Origin of the sequence: uncultured Kocuria sp. (assembly GCF_947500125.1) — a bacterium.
Taxonomy (GTDB): Bacteria; Actinomycetota; Actinomycetes; order Actinomycetales; family Micrococcaceae; genus Kocuria.
This window is the reverse complement of the sequence record NZ_CANMRA010000007.1, coordinates 124108-142725: the sequence shown is the minus strand read 5'-3', so window position 1 is coordinate 142725 and position 18618 is coordinate 124108. Positions and strand designations below refer to the sequence as shown.

Here is an 18618-nt window from a genome sequence, read left to right as displayed (position 1 = left end):
GGGCCAGGACCTGTTCCGCGGGTCCCGACCCGGCCGGCGGTGCGAGGAGGAGGGCCGCGATGGCCGAGCTGATCGTCCCCGGCGACGCCGTGGTCCTCGACGGGCCGGTGCCCGGGGACCCCCTGCGGCTGCTGTCCCCGCTGACCCGCGCGCTGGGACGGGAGGGCCCCGCCGTCGTCGTGCGCACGTCCGGTTCCACCGGCCGCGCCAAGCGCACGGTCCTCACGCGGGACGCGCTCGCGGCGTCCTCGATGGCCACCGCGGTGCGCACCGGCGGGGTGGGCCAGTGGCTGCTGGCCCTGCCCGTCCACTACGTGGCGGGGGTGCAGGTGCTCGTGCGCTCCCTCTACGCCGGGACGGACCCCGTGGTCCTCGACCCGGCGGCCCGCTTCACCCCGGAGGCCTTCGCGGCGGCGGCCGAGGAGCTCGAGGACCCCGTGCGCTACACCTCGCTCGTGCCCACCCAGCTGCAGCGGATCCTCGAACCGGCGTCCGGGGTGCGCAACGGGGACGCGGTCTCCGCGCTGAAGAGCTTCTCCGCGATCCTGCTCGGCGGCTCGGCCGCTCCCCCGCGCCTGCTGGCGGCCGCCCGGGCCGCCGACGTCCGGGTGGTCGCCACCTACGGGATGTCCGAGACGTGCGGGGGCTGCGTCTACGACGGCGTGCCCCTGGACGGCGTCTCGGTGCACGTCGGGACGGCGGGCGCCGACGACGCCCCGCGCCCCGGGGGCACCGGCCCGGCCGGGCCGGGCCGGATCTGGCTCGGCGGGGACGTCGTCGCCGCCGGCTACGCCGGGGATCCCGAGCAGACCGCGCGGCACTTCCGGCAGAGCGCCGGCACGCGCTGGTACCGCACGGACGACCTCGGCGAGCTCTCCCCCGACGGCGTGCTCACGGTGCACGGGAGGATCGACGACGTCGTGAACACGGGCGGGGTCAAGGTCGCCGCGGGACTCGTGACCGCCGTGCTGACGGAGCACCCCGCCGTGCGCCAGGCCCTGGTGCTGGGCGTGCCCGACGCCGAGTGGGGGCAGGCGGTGGGCGCGGCGGTCGTCGCGGCCCCCGGCACCGACCGGGAGGGCCTGCGCGCCGAGCTCGAGGAGACGGTGCGCGCCCGGCACGGCGCCGCCGCGGTGCCCCGGCGCTGGGCCTGGCCGGACGAGCTGCCCCTGCTGCCCACCGGGAAGCCGGACCGCGCGGCGGTGGCCGGTCTGCTCGGCTGAGACCCCGGCCCCGTCCGGGGCCGGAACGGGGTCCGTGACACAATGGTCCGCGGCCCCGGCCCCCCACCGCGGCCCGCAACCCGCACCCCGCACCCCGCGCGGGTCGTTCTCGACGGAGGTAGCCCGTGGCCACGCCAGCACAGTGGATCGAGGGAGCCCGGCTCCGCACGCTGCCGATGGCCCTCGCCCCCGTGGTGGCCGGCTCCGCCGCTGCCCAGGCCCTGCACTCCTTCGACCTCGTGCGCGCGCTGCTCGCCCTGCTGGTCGCGCTCTTCCTGCAGATCGGCGTGAACTACGCCAACGACTACTCCGACGGCATCCGCGGCACCGACGACGTCCGCGTGGGTCCCCTGCGCCTCACCGGCTCGGGGGCCGCCGCCCCGGGGCAGGTGAAGGCGGCCGCGCTGCTGTGCTTCGGCCTCGCCGCCCTCGCCGGCGCCGTCCTCGTGGTGCTGAGCCGCCAGTGGTGGTTCATCCCCGTCGGCCTCTCGGCCGTGCTCGCCGCGTGGGGGTACACCGGCGGGCGGAGCCCGTACGGCTACCGCGGGCTCGGGGACCTGTTCGTGTTCGTCTACTTCGGGCTCGTGGCCGTGCTCGGCACCACGCTCACCCAGGCCGGCACCCTCAACCTCGAGGCGTTCGTCGCGGCCCTGTCCACCGGCCTGATCGCCACCGCGCTGCTGATGGCCAACAACATCCGGGATCTGCCCGGGGACCGGGAGGTCGGCAAGCGGACCCTGGCCGTGCGGCTGGGGGACCCGCTGGCCCGGGTGGTGTTCACCGCCGAGATCGCCGTGGCGCTGGCGCTGGTGCTGTTCCTGGTGCCTGACAACCCCTGGATGCTGCTCGTGCTGCTGCTCGTGCCGCTCGCGTGGGCGCCCGTCGCCACCGTGCTGCGGGTGCAGGACCGGCGCCGGCTCATCCCCGTGCTCCGGCAGTGCGGGGTGCTCAACGTGGGCTGGGCCGTGCTCTTCCTGCTGGCGGTGCTGCTGCGGCAGTGGGGGTGAGTCCGCGCCGGGGGATCCGCGGCCGGGAGGCTCAGACCTCGCGGCCGTCCTCGCGCAGCCGCCGGTCCACGTAGGCGTCCTCGACCTCCTGGTCCTCGAGCGCCACCCGTTTGCGGGGCTTCGGCACCCGGGCGAACCACCGGTGGAACTCCTCCCCCGCGGCGGCGTGCAGGCCCGGGAAGAAGAGGTAGGAGACCGCGAAGGAGATGGCCACCGCCGCGACCCCGGACAGGACCAGGCCCACGCCCAGCCACATGCTGAGCAGGAAGGCCAGCACGAGCAGCGCGAACCGGAGCAGGGAGTACTTCAGGAAATTCACGCGCCCAGTCTATCGGGGTCCCCTGGAAGAACCCCCCGGGGCGCTGAGCTGGCGTCCAGGCAACTCCCCTACGATTGTCGGCATGGGCAGAGCCATCCTCATCATCGGCGCGGCCGCACTGGCGGTGGGCGTCATCGTCTACTCCCTCATCGAGTGCGCCCGGACCGACAGCACCGACATGCGCGGTCTCCGCAAGGGCGGCTGGATCGCGGTGATCCTCCTCCTCCCGCTCGTCGGCGCCCTCCTGTGGTTGTTCCTCGGGCGCCCCAAGGGCACCGCCGAGTCCTCGCGCCCCGTGCGCGGCAAGGGGCCCGACGACGACCCCCAGTTCCTGCGCAACCTCGAAGAGCGCCGCCGGCAGCAGGAGAAGGCCGAGAAGCTCCGGCAGTGGGAGGAGGAGCTGCGGCGCAACGGTGGACCGGGAGCGGACGGGAGCACCGGGCAGGACGACGGTCCCGGCGAGCACCCCGACGACGGGCCCTCCGGCGGCTCGTCCGCCGGCCGCTCGGACGGCCCCTCCGACGGCTCCCCCGGCAGCCGGCCCCCGCACGACTGACCCTGCACGGCTGGCCCTGCACGACCGCCCCCGCACAGCGGACCCCTGCGCCACCCGCTGCGCCCCGGTGCTGCCGGGCGGCTCCCGGCGCCGCCGGCCGGACGAGAGCGACCGGACCGCGCCGCACGGACCGCGGCAGGAGTCCACGCCAGAGACCGCGGCGGCCGCAGCACGACGGCCGGAGCACGACGAAAAGGCCCGCACCTCGGTGCGGGCCGTTTCATCGTCGCGGGTGCCGTCCCCGGCTCGGGCTGGCCGTGGGGCCCGTGTCCGGGCCCGCGGCGGTCAGACCCCGGAGTAGGAGTGCAGGCCGGGGAAGACCGTGTTGACCACGGCGAAGTTGAAGACGACGCAGAGGTAGCCGACGATCGAGAGCCAGGCCGAGCGGTTGCCGGTCCAGCCCCGCGTGGCACGGGCGTGCATGTAGGCGGCGTAGACCACCCAGATCACGAAGGTCCAGACCTCCTTCGTGTCCCAGCCCCAGTAGCGCCCCCACGCCTGCTCGGCCCAGATCGCGCCGGCGGCGAGGGTGAAGGTCCAGAACGCGAACCCGACCGCGTTGAGCCGGAAGGACAGATTCTCCAGCGCCTGGGAGGACGGGACCATGCCGAGGAAACCCGAACCGGGCCCCTCGCCGGCCAGGATGGCCCGCTCCCGCCGCGCCTGCAGCAGCTGCAGGACGGCCATCGCGAACGTGATGGTGAAGACCCCGGAGGCGGCCACGGCGATGGACACGTGGATCACCAGCCACCAGGACTGCAGCGCGGGCTGCAGCGGCCCCACCGGGGTGGGGAAGCCTATGGTGGCCGCGCAGAGCATGATCACCACGAGACCGGACACGAGGGAGCCCACGAAGCGCAGGTCCCGGGCCAGCATGGACAGCAGGTACACGCCGGCGACGACCAGGGCGCCCGTGGTGCAGAACTCGTACATGTTGCCCCACGGCACCCGACCGGCCGCGAACGCCCGGCTGAGCACGGCGGCGGTGTGCACCGCGAAGCCCAGGACCATGACGGCCACGGCCACGCGGGCGGCGGGCCGGCGCTCACCGGTGTAGCGCATCTCCTCGTCCGCCACGTGCCCGGCCAGCGCCGAGCGGGCGCCCGTGCGGTAGCCGCGCCCGCGGTGGCCCGCGCCGTGGCCGGCCCGGGCGTCGGCGGGCTCCGAGGCCGCCTGCGGGGCCGCCGCGGAGGCGCCCGCCGTGGCCCCCACGAGCTCGTGCTCCTCGTCTCCCCCGGCCCCGCGCAGGGTCCGGGAGTGGGACGCCACGTCCCACGCGAAGGCCACGAAGGCCACCAGATAGGTCAGGGCGGCCAGGAGCATGAACAGCTGGCTCCAGGCGCCCAGGGTCTCGTTGACGACGGTCATGCCGCCCATCCTCTCACTCGTGGCCGGACCGGGCGTCGGGCCCGGCCTCCGGCCGGCTGCCGGCCCGCACCGGGCGGCCGGCCGCCGTGGTCGTCGCCGTGGTCGTCGCCGTGGTCGTCGCCGCGGCCGATCCCGTGCTCGTTGTTGTGCTCGTTCCCGTGCTCGTCGTTGTGCTCACCGCCGTGGCGGTCGCCGTGCTGTCCGTGTCCCGCACGCCGGCGTCCCGCCACTGCTCGGTCCACAGCCGGTCCAGCCCCTCGGCCTCGGCGCTCAGCCGGGGGTCCTCGCCGCGGGCCAGCAGCCCGTACTCCAGCACCGTGCAGGCCCGGCCGTCGCCGTCGACGCCCTCGGCCGCACGCACCCAGACGCGGCGGCGGGCGATGAACAAGGACATGAGCAGTCCGGCGAACGCGGCGACGAAGGCGACGAGAGCGCCCGTCTCGCCGGGGTCATAGTTGATGTCCAGGCCCACGTAGCGCTTGACGTCCAGGAATTCCACCGTGCCCTTGCCGTCGGGCAGCTCGTGCACGGGGTTCGCGGCGTCGAGCGTGATCGCACCGTTCTCGCTGGTCATGGCGTTGAGCTCGGTGAGCGGCTCGACGTCGAGCACGTACACGTTCTGGGGCTCGCCGCTGTCCAGGCCGAGGTCGCCGTGGTAGGCGGAGAGGATCAGCCGGGGGTTGGCGAGGCCCGGGTCCACCGAACGGGGCATCTCGCCGTCCCCGCCCACGGCGGTGGGCAGCAGCAGCCCCACGAACCCGAGCTGGTCGGGGCGGGCGTCCGGGACCTTGAGCACGAGCGAGGACGTGTAGACGCCGTCGGAGGGGACGGTCACCACCGGTCCTTCGAAGGCGACGTCCCCATTGCCGTCGGTCACCCGGATCACCGGGGCGTAGCCGTTGCCCACGAGATAGCTCTTCACACCGTCCACGTTCAGCGGCTGGTTCACCTTGAGGACCTCCTGCCGCGGCTCGGCGCCGGGCTCGTCCTGCACCGTGACCTCCGCGGTGAAGTCCAGGGGCGCCCCGTAGTTGCGCGGGTCGGTGGTGTCCCGGTTGAACACGGCCTCGAAGCTGTCGAGCCGCACCGAGAAGGGCTCGAGCCAGTCGGCGTCGTAGTTGGTGCCGGGGGTGAAGGAGTCGTAGCCGATGAGGGTGTTGACGAAGGACTCGCCCTCCACGACCACCCGCTGACCCTTGTAGCCGAAGAGGGAGCCGACGGCCACGGACACCAGCACGCCCAGCAGAGCCAGGTGGAAGACGATGTTGCCGACCTCCTTCCACATGCCGCGCTCGGCGGCCACCGACGGGGCGGCGGTCCCGGTGTCCCGCACCGCCACCCGGTAGCCCCGCCTCCTGAGCAGCCGGGCGGCGTCGGCGACGACGTCGTCCGGAGCCGGCGGCTCGGTCCCGTCGCGCCCGCCGAGGGCGAGGGAGCGGTGCTCGGGCAGCCGCTCGAGCCGCCGCGGGGTGCGCGGGGGCTCGGCCCGCCACGCCCGCCAGTGCTTGGCCGCGCGCGGGAGGACGCACCCCACGAGGGAGACGAACAGCAGGATGTAGATCGCGGAGAACCACGCCGAAGAGAAGACGTCGAACAGCTGCACCCGGTCCAGCCACTCCCCCAGCACGGGGTTGTTGTCGAGGTAGTCCTGGACCGCCGCCGGATCCTGGATCCGCTGCGGGAAGATCGATCCCGGCACCGCGGCGACCGCGAGGAGCAGCAGCAGGAACAGGGCCGTGTTCATCTTGGTCAGCTGCGTCCAGGCCCACCGGGCCATGCCGAGGGGCCCGAGGGCAGGGAGCTCGACGTCCGGGCTCCGCGCCCCGGACGGATCCGGAGTCGAGGGGCCCGACGACGGGGGCGCTGTGGTGCTCATGCCGGCCTTTCTGCGGTCGGGACGGGGCCGGGGCTCGGAGGTGCTCAGATCGGCATCACCCAGTCGGTGACGAGCTCGGCCTGGACCCACGAGACGAACGCGGTCCAGGCGCCTGTGACCATGAGCAGGCCGACCAGCACGAGCAGGCCGCCCCCGGCGCGCTGGATGCCCAGGCGGTGCCGGCGGAAGACGCCCATGGCGCCCATGCCCCGGCGCAGGGCCATGGCCAGGACGAGGAACGGCACGCCGAGGCCCAGGCAGTAGGCAACCGTGAGGACGGCCGCCTTGCCGGTCGAGGCGCCGTCCACGTAGACGAGTGCCTGCACGGCCGCGAAGGTGGGACCGATGCACGGCGCCCAGCCGAGGCCGAACGTCACACCGAGCAGGGGGGCGCCCCAGAGCCCGGGCGGGGGGCGGCGCTCGATCTTGCGGTCCCGCTGGAAGAAGGAGAACCCGCCGAGGAACACGACGCCCATGAGCACCACGAGGGCGCCGAGGACCACAGTGATCCAGTTCTGCCCCAGGAACCAGGAGTAGGCGCCCAGCTGGGCCAGGAGCACGGACATCAGCAGGAACACGGCGGAGAAACCGAGGATGAACAGCGTGATCCCCGCGAGCACGCGGCCGCGCCGCTGCTCCTGCAGGTCCGCGCCGGTCAGGCCGGTGACGTAGCCGAGGTAGCCGGGCACGAGGGGCAGCACGCACGGGGAGGCGAAGGAGACGAGGCCGGCGAGCAGCGCCACGGGCAGCGCGACGAGGAGGGAGCCGTCGAGCACGATCTCGGCGAAAGGGTTGCCTGCCGTCATGCCGCCTCGGCCACCGTGTCCTCGAGGAGGGTCTCGAGCACGGAGCGGTCCGCGATGCCGAGGATGCGGGCGGCCACCCGCCCTTGGGCGTCGAGCACGAGGGTGGTGGGCACGGCCTGCGGCGGCACGTAGGCGCTCAGTGCCATGAGCACGCCCCCGTCCTTGTCCTCGAAGGAGGGGTACGGGATCTCGAAGGTACGCTCGAACGCCCGGGCGGTGGCCTGCTCGTCGCGCAGGTTCACCCCGTAGAAGGCGGCCTGACCCTCGAACCGCTCGGCGAGCTCGCGGAGGTCGGGGGCCTCGACCCGGCACGGGGCGCACCCGGCGTACCAGAAGTTCAGCAGGGCCGGCTTCCCGCGCAGGTCCTCGGCGGAGAGGGCCGTGCCATCGAAGAGCGTGCCGGAGAACTGCACCGGCTCCCCCCGCTCGGCGGCCGGGTACTCGGAGACCGTGCCGTCCCCGGCGATGTAGCCCTTCTGATCCCCCGAGTTCGCCTGCTGGGCCAGGGAGTCCTCCTCCGTGCACCCGGCGAGGGCGAGCCCGAGGACGCCGAGGCCCGCGAGCGAGAGCACGCGTCGGCGGGACGGGCAGGAGGAGGGCGAGGGGCGGGAGGTCACGGGCGAATCACCTGGTGCTCTGGACGGGACGGGGAGGGCGGCGGCGCCCGGCCATTATGAACCGGGAAGCTGGTTGACCCCTGGGTAGAGGGCGGCCGCGGGCTCGGTGTAGACCACCCGGGGCGGGCGGCCGGCGTCGAGGTCGTCGAAGACGAGCGACGTGATGGAGGCGAGGTTGCACTGCCGCCGACGGGGGTCGTGCGGCAGGGGACGCCCCTCGGCGGAGCGCCGGGTGAGCCAGATCGGCAGCTGGTGGGACACCAGCACGGCCTCGGCGCCACTGCCGCCGCGCTCCACGGCGGTGCGTCCGGCGTCCAGCACGGCCTCCGCCATGCGCGCGACCTGCTGTCGGTAGGGCTCGCCCCAGGACGGGCGCAGGGGATTGAGCAGATGCGGCCAGTGCCGGGGCTTCAGCAGCTCGGGGACGTCCACGTGCAGGCCCTCGAAGTGGTTGTGGGCCTCGATGACGCGCTCGTCCGGGTGCACCGGCAGGTGCAGCTCCCAGGACACGGGCGCGGCCGTCTCCCGGGCCCGCTGCAGCGGGGAGGAGACGAGGTGGACGATGCGCGAGCCGGTGTTCACGCGGCGGACGAGCTCCGCGGCGGCGGCCTCCGCCATCCGGGCGCCCAGCTCGGTGAGCCCGTAGCTGGGCATCCTCCCGTAGACGATGCGGTCCGGGTTGAGGACCTGGCCGTGGCGCAGCAGATGGACCGTCGAGGAGGGCATGGCTCCCATGATCCCAGACCGGGCGCACCGGTCCCAAAACGGTGGGCCGCTCAGCCGGCCAGGCGCTCGCGGAGCAGCCGGGCGAGGCGCCGCTCGTCGATCTGCCAGAAGTCCCGCGGGACGCCGTCGACCAGCACCACGGGGATCTCCTCCGCGTGCCGGCGGGCCAGCTCGGGGTCGGCGTCGACGTCGACCTCCACCCAACCCAGCCCCAGCGCGGAGGTGACCCGGCCCACGGACTCCCGGGCGGCCTCGCAGAGGTGGCACCCGGGCCGGGTGAGAAGGGTCACGGCGGGAGGTGGCGGGGAGGTCATGGGGCCATGCTACGGCCCGTCCCGGACCGCGCCCGTCCACGGGGTCGGACGGGGTCGGACGGGCCCGGGAACGCACCGGGGCCGCCGTCCAGGAGTGGACGGCGGCCCCGGTGGCGCGCTCAGCGCAGAGTCACTTCTTGTTGCGGCGCTGGTGACGGGTCTTGCGGAGCAGCTTGCGGTGCTTCTTCTTGGACATCCGCTTGCGGCGCTTCTTGATCACTGAACCCATAGGATCCCTCGCATCTTCATGTCTCGGTGGTGTTCCCCGGTAACTCCGCGCGACAGGCGCGAATCCGGGGTGCCGGCCTGCGGACGGTGACGGCCGGGCAAACGTTCACTGACACCCTACCGTCTCACGGGGAAATTGCTGTATTCGGTCCGGCCGCGGCCGCCTCAGGCGCTGCGGGGCACCTGGGCGGGCCCGCCCCCGGGCTCGTCCGCGGCGGGGTCCGGCGGCTCCGCCGCGGCGCCGGGCGGATTGAGCTCGGCGGGCGCGTCCGGCGCGGGACCGGGGGTGCGCTGCTCCTGGTCGGGGTCCACGCCGGCCTCGCGGTACTGGTACTCGATGTGCTCGGCCACCAGCCGGGACGCGAGCCTGCGGTCACCGGCCGCCACGGCAGAGTAGATGGCGTGGTGCTCCGCGCGCAGCCGCTCCGCGGTGGTGCTCCACAGGGGCACGTGGCCCACGAGGGCCATCGTGTACTCGTAGATCGAGTCCCGCAGGGAGGACATCAGGGCCGAGACCACCGAGTTGCCCGCGGTCTTGCACAGGGCGATGTGGAAGCTCACCTCGAGGTGGTGGAACTCCTTGAGGGACAGGTCGTCCCGGGCCATCTGCTCGAGCAGCGCCCGCAGCTCGGCCATGGCCGGGTGCTCCGGGTCCGAGCGCTCCAGGGCCCACGTCTCGAGCAGCACCCGGGTCTGCACGATGTCCCGCAGGGGGTAGTCGGACGTGGCCATGTGCAGCTGCAGCGCGGGCCCCGCGGAGGCCGCGGGCTCCCGCACCAGCATGGGCAGGATCGACTTGCGCGGCCCGTCGAACAGCCGCACGATGCCCTGCGCCTCCAGGGTCTTGAGCGCCTCCCGCATGGTGTTGCGGGACACGCGGTGGATGGCCGCGAGGTCGCGGTCCGAGGGCAGTTGTTGGCCCAGCACGAGATGGCCGTCGAACAGCTCGTTCTCCAGCCACTGCAGGACCTGCCGATGCGTTGCCATAGTCTCCAGGGTAGGACCACCGCGGCCCTCCGTGGGGTGATCGCGGGTCCGGACGTGTCGGAAGTGCGTTCGGCGGCCGGTCCGGACCCCGTGGGCCCGGACCGGCCGGGGCTCAGATGAGGCCCTGCGCCATCATGGCGCCGGCCACCTTCATGAACCCGGCGATGTTCGCGCCGGCCACGTAGTTGCCGGGCATGCCGTAGTCCTCGGCGGTCTCGGCACACGTGTCGTGGATCGACTTCATGATCTGGCCGAGCCGCTCCTCCGTGTACTCGAAGGTCCACGAGTCGCGGGAGGCGTTCTGCTGCATCTCCAGCGCGGAGGTGGCCACGCCGCCGGCGTTGGCCGCCTTGCCCGGCCCGAAGAGCACGTCCGCCTCCTGGAACAGGCGGGTGGCCTCGCCCGTGGTGGGCATGTTGGCGCCCTCCGCCACGGCGAGCACGCCGTGGTCGAGCAGCTTCTTGGCGTGGGAGCCGTCCAGCTCGTTCTGGGTGGCGCACGGCAGGGCCACGGTGCCGGGGACGTCCCACACCGAGCCCTTCCCGATGAACCGGGCGCGTCCGCCGCGGCGCTCGGCGTACTCGGAGATCCGGCCGCGCTCGATCTCCTTGACCTGGCGGAGCAGGTCCAGCTCGATGCCGTCCGGGTCCACCACGTAGCCGCTGGAGTCCGAGGCGGTGACCACGGTGGCCCCGAGCTGCTGCGCCCGGTGGATCGCGAAGGTCGCCACGTTGCCCGAGCCGGAGACCAGCACGGTCTGCCCGTCGAAGGACTGCCCGCGGGTCTGCAGCATCTCCTCGGCGAACATCACGGTGCCGAAGCCGGTGGCCTCGGTGCGCACCAGGGACCCGCCCCAGCTGAGGCCCTTGCCGGTGAGCACGCTGGACTCGTAGCGGTTGGTGATGCGCTTGTACTGGCCGAACAGGTAGCCGATCTCGCGTCCGCCCACTCCGATGTCGCCGGCGGGGACGTCGGTGTACTCGCCGATGTGCCGGTAGAGCTCGGTCATGAAGGACTGGCAGAAGCGCATGATCTCCGCGTCGGAGCGCCCGCTCGGGTCGAAGTCCGAGCCGCCCTTGCCGCCGCCGATGGGCATGCCCGTGAGGGCGTTCTTGAAGATCTGCTCGAAGCCCAGGAACTTCACGATGCCCAGGTACACGGACGGGTGGAAGCGCAGGCCGCCCTTGTAGGGCCCGAGCGCGGAGTTGAACTCCACCCGGAAGCCGCGGTTGATGTGCACGCGGCCCTGGTCGTCGGCCCAGGGGACCCGGAAGATGATCTGCCGCTCCGGCTCGCAGATCCGCTCGAGCACGGCGGCGTCGAGCAGCTCGGGGTGGCGCGCGACCACGGGGCCCAGGGAGTCGAAGACCTCGTCCACGGCCTGGTGGAACTCCACCTCTCCGGGGTTGCGGGCGAGTACGGCCTGGCGGATCGGGTACAGGTCCTCGTGCATGGTGCTCCTCGTTCGGATCGGGTGGGCCGGGCCGGTCACCGCCGCGGATTCCTGGTGCGGCGGCGCAGGCCGGAGAGGCTGGACAGGATGTCCGCCGCGCGAGCCCCCGCACCCCTGCTCGGGCGTGCGGGCGGGCCGCCGACGGGCAGCTCCGGAGCGGGCTCGAGGACCGGCTCCGAGCCGGACGCCACGACCGGCGCGGGCGCCGCCCCGGCGTCCGCGGAACCCGTTCCGGGCGTCACCTCCGGGTCCCGCCCGGTCGTCTCGACCGCGTCGGTCCCGGTGGTCACGGCCACGCCGGTGCCGGCGGTCTCCGCGGCGTCGCCCGGGGCACGCGCCGGCACGGCCGCCTGGTGGGCCGCCCCGTCCACGACCTCGTGGACCCATGCGGTGACCTCGGCCAGCGGCTCCGGCTGCACGGCGTAGAGACGTCGCTGCCCCTGTGCCTCCATGGACACCATACCGGCCTCGCGCAGGATCTTCAGATGCTTCGAGACGGTGGGCTGGGACACCCCCAGCTCGTCCACGAGGTCCCCGACGGGTCGTTCGCCGTCCTTGAGCACGGTGAGGATCCCCCGCCGGGTCTTGTCGGCGATCACCGCGAACACGTCGTTGTTGCCCATCCGAACACTGTAAACGGGTTGCCGCGCGGCTCCGGGCACCGGCACGTCCGCGCCGCCGGGACCGTCGGCGCGGCCGCTCCCGGGTCCGCCGGGGCCCGCGGGCGGCGGGCTCAGTCGAACCACGGGTCCAGCCCCCACTGGGGGAAGACCTCCTTGCGGGTGGCCATGATGGTGCGGTCCGTCTCGTCGTTCGGGTCGAAGCCCACCTCCCAGGACCGCCACCACAGGTCCACCTCGTCGCCCATGACCCGCGGCGCGTCGGCGCCGTAGCGTTCGCGCACGTGCTCGCGCCACGGCTGCGGCACCGCGGTGCGCACGTCGATCGGGTGGCCCGCGGCGACGCCGACCAGGTGCGTCCAGGAGCGGGGCACCACGTCGTAGCAGTTGTACCCGCCCCCGCCCGTGGCGATCCACCGGCCCTCGCACAGCTCGTGGGCCAGCCCGGCCACGGCCACGGCGGTCTGCCGCTGCGCGTCCACGCTGACCCGCAGGTGGGTGAGCTCGTCGGCGAAGTGCGAGTCGCAGCCGTGCTGGCTCACGATCACCTCGGGCCGGAACTGGCGCAGCAGGGGCGGGACCACGGCGTCGAACGCGCGCAGCCACATGGAGTCGTCGGAGGCCGTGGGCATCGCCACGTTCACGGCGTGCCCCTCGGCCTCCCCGCGGCCGGTCTCGTTGGCGAAGCCCGTGCCCGGGAAGAGGGTCAGGCCCGTCTCGTGCAGCGAGATGGTGAGGACGCGGGGGTCGTCGTAGAAGATCGACTGGGTCCCGTCGCCGTGGTGGCCGTCGACGTCCACGTAGGCCACCCTCCGGACCCCCTGGTCGAGCAGGTGCTGGACCGCCACGGCGCAGTCGTTGTAGATGCAGAAGCCGCTGGCCTTCTCGGCGTGGGCGTGGTGCATCCCGCCCCCGAAGTTCACGGCGTGCACGGCGTCCCCCGCCAGCACGGCCACGGCGCCCTGGTAGGTGCCGCCCACGAGCCGGGCGCTCGCCTCGTGCACCCCCGGGTAGGCGGGGGTGTCCTCGGTGCCGAGCCCGCACTCGGGGATCTCCACGGAGGGATCGGCGCTGACGGCCCGGACCGAGTCCACGTAGTGCTGCGGGTGGACGAGGTTGAGGACCTCGTCCGGGGCCACCTCGGGGGCCTCCACCGTGACGTTGTCCCGCCGGTCGAGGCCGAAATCCTGGACCAGGCTGTACGTGGCCTCGAGCCGGGACGGGTGCATGGGGTGGTGGTCCCCGAAGTTGTACTCGAGCAGGGCGGGATCCCAGAACAGTCGGGTGGGGTACGGGGCGCCGGGCCCGGATGTAGCAGGAGTCACACCGATCATTAGATCACCCGGGACGCCGGACGGTGTCCCGGGGCCCGCCCGTCGCCGCCTATGTGTCGCCGCGCCCCCGCGCCGCCGGCAGTGCGATACTGTCAGCGGTCGCGGCGACCGCCGCCGCCGCCCCGCCCCGGCGGCCCGGCGGCCCGGACACCAGGAGGAGGACCCGTGAGCAACCTGCAGCGCGGGCCCTGGGTCCGCCCGGAGGAGCGCGGCCGGTTCTGGCTGCTCACCTCGCTGCGCGACCTCGTGGACCGGATCGCGGCGTCCTCCCCGGCGCGCCTGGCGCTCATCGTCTTCGCCGTGGTGCTCACCGTGTTCTCCCTCCTGCTGTGGCTGCCCGTCTCCTCCGCCCCCGGCGTCGAGACCTCGCTGGAGGACGCGGTGTTCACGGCGACGTCCGCCGTCACCGTGACCGGCCTGACCACGGTCCCCACGGGCACCAACTGGTCGTTCTTCGGGCAGTTCGTCATCATGGTCGCGATGCAGATCGGCGGGCTGGGCACCCTGACGATGACGTCGATCCTCGCGCTCGCCGTGGGCCGCAAGCTCGGCCTCCGGTCGCGGCTCCTGACGCAGGAGGCGCTCAACATCGGGCGGCTCGGCGAGGTCGGCTCGCTGCTGCAGATCATCGTGCTGACGTCCGTGAGCATCGAGGCGGTGCTCGCCGTGGTCCTCACCGCGGGGTTCCTCCTCGAGGGCGAGTCGATCCCGACGTCGCTGTGGCACGGCGTGTTCTACGCGATCTCGGCGTTCAACAACGGCGGACTCGTGCCCAACGAGGCCGGTCTCGGGCCCTACACGACGTCGTGGCTGATCGTCGTGCCGATCGCCCTCGGGGTGTTCATCGGCTCCCTCGGCTTCCCCGTCATCCTGGTGGTGCGGCAGGTCGGGCTGAGGTTCACCCGGTGGAACCTCAACACCAAGCTCACCGTGACCACCACGACCGCGCTGCTCGTGCTGGCGTGGATCATGTACACCGCGTTCGAGTGGTCCAACCCGGGGACGCTGCGGGACCTCTCCGTGGGCGAGAAGATCTTCAACGGGTTCTTCTCCTCGGTCAACATGCGCTCCGGGGGCTTCGCCCTCGTGGACACCAACAGCGAGCTGCCGCAGACCCTGCTGATGACGGACGCCATGATGTTCGCGGGCGGCGGCTCGGCGTCCACGGCCGGCGGCATCAAGGTCACCACGCTCGCCGTCGTGTTCCTCGCGGTCCTGGCCGAGGCCCGCGGCGACCGGTCCGTGATCGCGTTCTACCGGACCATCCCCGAGGAGGCGTTGCGGATCGCGATCTCGGTCATCATGATGGGGGCGACCATCGTGCTGGTGGGCTGCGGGATCCTGCTGGCCGTCTCCGACGCGCCCCTGGACCGGGTGCTCTTCGAGGTGATCTCGGCCTACGCCACGTGCGGGCTGAGCGTGGGCCTGTCCGCGGAGCTGCCGCCGGAGGGCAAGTACGTGCTCGCGGCGACCATGTTCGTCGGACGCATCGGCATCACCACCGTGGCCGCCGCCCTGGCGCTGCGCTCGCGCCGGCGCCTGTACAAGTACCCCGAGGAAAGGCCCATCATTGGCTGACCGTTCGTCCCACAGCGTCCCCGTGCTCGTCATCGGCCTCGGCCGCTTCGGCACGGCCACCGCGCTCCAGCTGGCCCGCCAGGGCCGGGAGGTCCTGGGGGTGGAGCGGGACGCCCAGCTCGTCCAGAAGCTCTCCGGGCAGCTCACCCACGTGGTCGAGGCGGAGGCCACCGACATCGACGCCCTGCGCCAGCTGGGGGCGGCCGAGTTCGACTCGGCCGTGGTGGGCGTCGGCACGTCCATAGAGTCGAGCGTGCTCATCACGGCGAACCTCGTGGACCTCGGCGTGAGCCGGATCTGGGCGAAGGCCATCACGCCCTCGCACGGCAAGATCCTCTCCCGCATCGGGGCCCACCACGTGATCTTCCCCGAGGCGGACGCGGGGCGGCGCACGGCGCACCTGGTCTCCGGCCGGCTGCTGGACTACATCGAGTTCGACGACGACTTCGCGATCGTCAAGATGTACCCGCCGCGGGAGGTGCAGGGCTTCACGCTGGGCGACTCCAACGTCCGCTCGAAGTACGGCGTGACCGTGGTGGGCGTGAAGTCCCCGGGCGAGGACTTCACGTACGCCCGCCCCGACACCAAGGTCACCTCGCGCGACCTGCTGATCGTCTCGGGGCACGTGGACCTGCTCGAGCGCTTCGCGGCCCGCCCCTGACCCGGGGGGCCTCCTCGACGGCGGCTCAGTCGCTGAACTCGCGGGTGAGCTCCGCCGAGCGGTCCGCGGAGGCCCGGGCCGCGGACGCGACGAGGTCCTCGAAACCGTTCTCCTGGAAGGTCGTGATGGCCCGGTCCGTGGTGCCCTTCGGGCTCGTGACCGCCTTGCGCAGGGCCGCGGGGTCGGCCTCCGCCGGGCGCAGCAGCTCCCCGGCGCCGGAGACGGTCTCCTTCGCGAGGACCCGCGCGACGTCCGCCGACAGCCCCATCCGCTCCCCCGCCTGCTGCATGGCCTCGGCCAGCAGGAACACGTAGGCGGGTCCGGAGCCGGAGACGCCGGTCACGGCGTCGACCTGCTCCTCAGGGACCTCGACCACGGTGCCCACGGCCTCGAGGACCCGGCGCACGGCCTCCGTCTGCTCAGGGGTGGTGGCGCTCCCCGGGGTCACCGAGACCACCCCGCGGCCCACGCTGGAGGGCGTGTTCGGCATCGTGCGCACCACCGGCTGGCCGGCGGGGAGGGCGCGCTCGAGGGCGCCGACGGAGATCCCCGCGGCCACCGACGCCACGACCGTGCCGGGGCGCAGGGCGGGGGCGATCTCGCGGGCGAGCTCGAGGATGCCGACGGGCTTCACGCCGAGCAGCACGACGTCCGCCTCCCGCGCGGCCCGCCGGTTGGCCTCGGGGTCCTCCCCGGTGACGTAGGGCCGCACGCCCGTCTCGTCCTCGAGCCGGCGGGCGCTCTCCTCGGAGCGGACGGTGGCCCGGACCCGGTCGACGGGCACGCCGGAGGCCAGCACCCCCCGCAGGATGGATCCGTTCATGGAGCCGCAGCCCAGGAAGGCGAGCACAGAAGTCATGGTCGGTGAGGTCCTCTCATCGGTGGAAGTGGATCGGTGGAAGTGGATCGGTGCAGATGGATCGGCGCGGATGGATCGGCGCAGAGGGATCGGTGGGTGTGCATCGGGCGGATCGGGGTGGTGCGCGTGGAGGCGTGGGCACGGCCCGGACGGCCGGCTGCCCGCGGACGTCAGCCGCCGGAATCGTCGGTGCCGTCGGACCCGGCAGTCCTGTCGGATCCGGTCGTGCTGTCGGACCCGGCAGTCCCGTCGGACCCGGCGCTGCCGCCGGGGTCGTCGGTGCCGGCGGTCCCGGCGGACCGGCTCGTGTGCCGGCGGGCGAACTCGAGGGACTCCGCGAGCCACTGGGTGCGCTCCTCGGCGTTCTTCGAGCGGCGGGTTGAGACCTCGACCCCGATGATGCCCTGCCACCGGGTGGCGGCGAGGTGCTGGAGGGACTCGGCGACCGGCTGCACGCCGTGGCCGGGGAGCAGGTGCTCGTCCGCGGTGGTCTCGCCCGAGCCGTCGGTCAGGTGCACGTGGCCGAGCCGGGAGCCCAGCTCCTTGATGGCGGCCAGGGAGTCCATGCGGGCGGTCGCGGCGTGGGAGAAGTCCCACGTCACCCAGTCGTAGTCCAAGCCCAGCGGGCTGTAGTGCGGGGCGTAGACCACGGTGTCGCGGCCACGGACCCGCCAGGGGTACATGTTCTCCACGGAGATCTTCACGCCCGTGGCCTGGGAGACCACCCGCACGCCCTCCACGAAGTTCGCGGCGTACCGGCGCTGCCAGCGGAACGGCGGATGGACCACGACGACCTCCGCCCCCACCTGCTCGGTGAGCGCGGCCGCCATCTGGATCTTGGTCCACGACTTGCCCCACACCTGCTGGGTCAGCAGCAGGGTGGGGGCGTGGATGGTCGAAATGGGGAGCTGGTGGCGCTGCACGAGGTCCTGCAGCTGGTGGGTGAGCTGGCTCATCCGCTCGTGCGTGACGAGCACCTCCACGCTGTCGTAGCCCAGCTCCACGGCCGCCTCGAAGGTCTCCGGGACCCCGAGCGGGTAGAGGGAGCTGGTGGACAGCGCCACGTGGGGTCGGTAGGGCTCCGCGGCGGCGCCCGGCTGCTCGCTCATGCCGCACCCACCAGGTGCCGGGGGTCCACGGTGCGGACGTCGGAGTGGCTGTTCAGCTGGTCCAGGCGGCGCAGGATCAGTCCCTCGCGCAGCGCCCACGGGCAGATCCGGATCGACTCGACGCCGTAGGCGTCCATGGCGGACTCGGCCACCACGGCCCCGGCGAGGATCTGCTGGGCCCGGGCGGGCGAGACCCCGGGCAGCTCGGCGCGCTCGTCCGGGGTCATCGCCTCCATCCGGCGGGTCCACAGCCGCAGGTCCTCCAGGTGCAGGGTCCGCGGGACGTAGGGCCCCATGGCGTAGGGCGCGGCCCCGCAGATCCGGGCCAGGGAGCGGAAGGTCTTCGAGGTCCCGGCCACGCAGGTGGGCTCCCCCGCAGCCCGGACCCGGGCGACCGCGGGCTTGAGCTCCTGGCGCACGTGCTTGCGCAGCGCCTTCATCTCCTTGGGGGTCGCGAGGTCACCGGCGATGAACGTGCGGGTGAGCCGCCCCGCGCCCAGCGGCACGGAGGTCGCCACGGTGGGCAGCGCGTTGTCGCCCAGGGCCATCTCGAAGGACCCGCCGCCGATGTCGAGGTCCAGGACGGTCCCCGCGCCCCAGCCGAACCAGCGGCGCACCGCGAAGAAGGTGACGGCCGCCTCCTGGTCCCCGGCCAGCTCCGTGAGGGTGACGCCGGAGCGCGACTGCACGTGGTCCAGCACCTCCGCCCCGTTGCCGGCCTCGCGGATCGCGGAGGTCGCGAACGCCAGGAAGTCCTCGGCCCGGTTGTCCACGGCGAAGTCCCGGGCCTCGACCACGAAAGCCGTGAGGGCGTCCCGGCCGGCGTCGGAGATGTTGCCGTCCGCGTCGAGGTACTGCACCAGCCGCAGGGCGAGCTTGTGGGACGCGTACGGCTCGGGCCGGGAGCCCGGGTAGACGTCGAGCAGGAGGAGGTGGACGGTGTTCGACCCCACGTCGAGGACTCCGAGACGCATGCC

General features: G+C 73.2%; 20 protein-coding genes. 5 read left to right on the top strand and 15 right to left on the bottom strand.

Annotated features, from left to right (window positions below; all coding sequences use genetic code 11):
* The first annotated feature begins 59 nt into the window (after positions 1–59).
* Positions 60–1223: an AMP-binding protein gene (locus Q0817_RS07105; RefSeq protein ID WP_298585458.1), complete on the top strand. Its 1164-nt coding sequence runs from the start codon at positions 60–62 to the stop codon at positions 1221–1223.
* A 125-nt stretch (positions 1224–1348) separates the two neighbouring features.
* The gene (locus Q0817_RS07100) at positions 1349–2230 is read left to right on the top strand and encodes a 1,4-dihydroxy-2-naphthoate polyprenyltransferase (protein ID WP_298585457.1); all 882 of its coding nucleotides are present in this window, start codon (positions 1349–1351) and stop codon (positions 2228–2230) included.
* A 31-nt stretch (positions 2231–2261) separates the two neighbouring features.
* On the opposite strand, the gene Q0817_RS07095 is transcribed toward Q0817_RS07100, so the two are convergent.
* Positions 2262–2549, bottom strand: a complete 288-nt coding sequence (locus Q0817_RS07095; RefSeq protein WP_298585456.1) for a DUF4229 domain-containing protein — start codon at positions 2547–2549, stop codon at positions 2262–2264.
* An 82-nt stretch (positions 2550–2631) separates the two neighbouring features.
* Between Q0817_RS07095 and Q0817_RS07090 the strand changes: the two genes are divergently transcribed.
* Positions 2632–3105 carry a PLDc N-terminal domain-containing protein gene (locus tag Q0817_RS07090; RefSeq protein WP_298585455.1) on the top strand — a complete coding sequence of 158 codons (474 nt, stop codon included), beginning with the start codon at positions 2632–2634 and terminating at the stop codon, positions 3103–3105.
* Between the two features lie 285 nt (positions 3106–3390).
* On the opposite strand, the gene ccsB is transcribed toward Q0817_RS07090, so the two are convergent.
* The 11 genes from ccsB to Q0817_RS07035 form a co-directional block, all read right to left on the bottom strand.
* A complete protein-coding gene (gene ccsB / locus Q0817_RS07085; RefSeq protein ID WP_298585454.1) occupies positions 3391–4473 on the bottom strand; it encodes a c-type cytochrome biogenesis protein CcsB in 1083 nt (360 codons plus the stop codon).
* A gap of 13 nt (positions 4474–4486) precedes the next feature.
* Positions 4487–6349, bottom strand: coding sequence for a cytochrome c biogenesis protein ResB (locus tag Q0817_RS07080; RefSeq protein WP_298585453.1), 1863 nt, complete (start codon positions 6347–6349; stop codon positions 4487–4489).
* 44 nt (positions 6350–6393) lie between these two features.
* Entirely contained in the window at positions 6394–7155 is a 762-nt protein-coding gene (locus Q0817_RS07075; RefSeq protein WP_298585452.1) for a cytochrome c biogenesis CcdA family protein, read from the bottom strand.
* The gene (locus Q0817_RS07070) at positions 7152–7772 is read right to left on the bottom strand and encodes a TlpA disulfide reductase family protein (RefSeq protein WP_298585451.1); all 621 of its coding nucleotides are present in this window, start codon (positions 7770–7772) and stop codon (positions 7152–7154) included. The genes Q0817_RS07075 and Q0817_RS07070 overlap by 4 nt, the downstream gene beginning before the upstream one ends.
* 54 nt (positions 7773–7826) lie before the next feature.
* On the bottom strand, positions 7827–8498 hold the full coding sequence (locus Q0817_RS07065) for a histidine phosphatase family protein (RefSeq protein WP_298585450.1): 672 nt from the start codon (positions 8496–8498) through the stop codon (positions 7827–7829).
* Between the two features lie 50 nt (positions 8499–8548).
* Positions 8549–8812, bottom strand: coding sequence for a glutaredoxin family protein (locus Q0817_RS07060; RefSeq protein ID WP_298585449.1), 264 nt, complete (start codon positions 8810–8812; stop codon positions 8549–8551).
* 130 nt (positions 8813–8942) lie between these two features.
* Positions 8943–9041, bottom strand: a complete 99-nt coding sequence (locus Q0817_RS07055; protein ID WP_005504750.1) for a 30S ribosomal protein bS22 — start codon at positions 9039–9041, stop codon at positions 8943–8945.
* A gap of 164 nt (positions 9042–9205) precedes the next feature.
* The gene (locus Q0817_RS07050) at positions 9206–10027 is read right to left on the bottom strand and encodes a FadR/GntR family transcriptional regulator (RefSeq protein ID WP_298585448.1); all 822 of its coding nucleotides are present in this window, start codon (positions 10025–10027) and stop codon (positions 9206–9208) included.
* A gap of 112 nt (positions 10028–10139) precedes the next feature.
* Positions 10140–11480 (bottom strand): NADP-specific glutamate dehydrogenase, encoded by a 1341-nt coding sequence (gdhA, locus tag Q0817_RS07045; protein WP_298585447.1) that lies wholly within the window; start codon positions 11478–11480, stop codon positions 10140–10142.
* A 35-nt stretch (positions 11481–11515) separates the two neighbouring features.
* The gene (locus Q0817_RS07040) at positions 11516–12103 is read right to left on the bottom strand and encodes a helix-turn-helix transcriptional regulator (RefSeq protein WP_298585446.1); all 588 of its coding nucleotides are present in this window, start codon (positions 12101–12103) and stop codon (positions 11516–11518) included.
* 110 nt (positions 12104–12213) lie between these two features.
* A complete protein-coding gene (locus Q0817_RS07035) occupies positions 12214–13434 on the bottom strand; it encodes an acetoin utilization protein AcuC (RefSeq protein WP_298585445.1) in 1221 nt (406 codons plus the stop codon).
* Between the two features lie 174 nt (positions 13435–13608).
* Between Q0817_RS07035 and Q0817_RS07030 the strand changes: the two genes are divergently transcribed.
* Together Q0817_RS07030 and Q0817_RS07025 are read left to right on the top strand one after the other, a co-directional pair.
* Positions 13609–15012: a TrkH family potassium uptake protein gene (locus tag Q0817_RS07030; RefSeq protein WP_298585480.1), complete on the top strand. Its 1404-nt coding sequence runs from the start codon at positions 13609–13611 to the stop codon at positions 15010–15012.
* The gene (locus Q0817_RS07025; protein WP_017832491.1) at positions 15005–15673 is read left to right on the top strand and encodes a TrkA family potassium uptake protein; all 669 of its coding nucleotides are present in this window, start codon (positions 15005–15007) and stop codon (positions 15671–15673) included. Before Q0817_RS07030 ends, Q0817_RS07025 begins: the two co-directional genes overlap by 8 nt.
* A gap of 25 nt (positions 15674–15698) precedes the next feature.
* Here Q0817_RS07025 and proC read toward each other — a convergent pair whose 3' ends face one another.
* The 3 genes from proC to Q0817_RS07010 all read right to left on the bottom strand — a co-directional run bounded on the left by proC (position 15699) and on the right by Q0817_RS07010 (position 18615).
* Positions 15699–16532 (bottom strand): pyrroline-5-carboxylate reductase, encoded by an 834-nt coding sequence (gene proC, locus Q0817_RS07020; RefSeq protein WP_298585444.1) that lies wholly within the window; start codon positions 16530–16532, stop codon positions 15699–15701.
* A 170-nt stretch (positions 16533–16702) separates the two neighbouring features.
* The gene (locus Q0817_RS07015; protein ID WP_298585443.1) at positions 16703–17641 is read right to left on the bottom strand and encodes a sugar phosphate isomerase/epimerase; all 939 of its coding nucleotides are present in this window, start codon (positions 17639–17641) and stop codon (positions 16703–16705) included.
* Positions 17638–18615: a Ppx/GppA phosphatase family protein gene (locus Q0817_RS07010; protein ID WP_298585442.1), complete on the bottom strand. Its 978-nt coding sequence runs from the start codon at positions 18613–18615 to the stop codon at positions 17638–17640. The genes Q0817_RS07015 and Q0817_RS07010 overlap by 4 nt, the downstream gene beginning before the upstream one ends.
* Positions 18616–18618: the final 3 nt, after the last annotated feature.

Coding starts and splice junctions, on each gene's coding strand:
- Q0817_RS07075 (WP_298585452.1), bottom strand. CDS start 7,155: ATGACGGCAGGCAACCCTTTCGCCGAGATCGTGCTCGACGGCTCCCTC.
- Q0817_RS07040 (WP_298585446.1), bottom strand. CDS start 12,103: ATGGGCAACAACGACGTGTTCGCGGTGATCGCCGACAAGACCCGGCGG.
- Q0817_RS07065 (WP_298585450.1), bottom strand. CDS start 8,498: ATGCCCTCCTCGACGGTCCATCTGCTGCGCCACGGCCAGGTCCTCAAC.
- Q0817_RS07055 (WP_005504750.1), bottom strand. CDS start 9,041: ATGGGTTCAGTGATCAAGAAGCGCCGCAAGCGGATGTCCAAGAAGAAG.
- Q0817_RS07015 (WP_298585443.1), bottom strand. CDS start 17,641: ATGAGCGAGCAGCCGGGCGCCGCCGCGGAGCCCTACCGACCCCACGTG.
- Q0817_RS07080 (WP_298585453.1), bottom strand. CDS start 6,349: ATGAGCACCACAGCGCCCCCGTCGTCGGGCCCCTCGACTCCGGATCCG.
- Q0817_RS07090 (WP_298585455.1), top strand. CDS start 2,632: ATGGGCAGAGCCATCCTCATCATCGGCGCGGCCGCACTGGCGGTGGGC.
- ccsB (WP_298585454.1), bottom strand. CDS start 4,473: ATGACCGTCGTCAACGAGACCCTGGGCGCCTGGAGCCAGCTGTTCATG.
- Q0817_RS07050 (WP_298585448.1), bottom strand. CDS start 10,027: ATGGCAACGCATCGGCAGGTCCTGCAGTGGCTGGAGAACGAGCTGTTC.
- Q0817_RS07105 (WP_298585458.1), top strand. CDS start 60: ATGGCCGAGCTGATCGTCCCCGGCGACGCCGTGGTCCTCGACGGGCCG.
- Q0817_RS07060 (WP_298585449.1), bottom strand. CDS start 8,812: ATGACCTCCCCGCCACCTCCCGCCGTGACCCTTCTCACCCGGCCCGGG.
- Q0817_RS07035 (WP_298585445.1), bottom strand. CDS start 13,434: ATGATCGGTGTGACTCCTGCTACATCCGGGCCCGGCGCCCCGTACCCC.
- proC (WP_298585444.1), bottom strand. CDS start 16,532: ATGACTTCTGTGCTCGCCTTCCTGGGCTGCGGCTCCATGAACGGATCC.
- gdhA (WP_298585447.1), bottom strand. CDS start 11,480: ATGCACGAGGACCTGTACCCGATCCGCCAGGCCGTACTCGCCCGCAAC.
- Q0817_RS07010 (WP_298585442.1), bottom strand. CDS start 18,615: ATGCGTCTCGGAGTCCTCGACGTGGGGTCGAACACCGTCCACCTCCTC.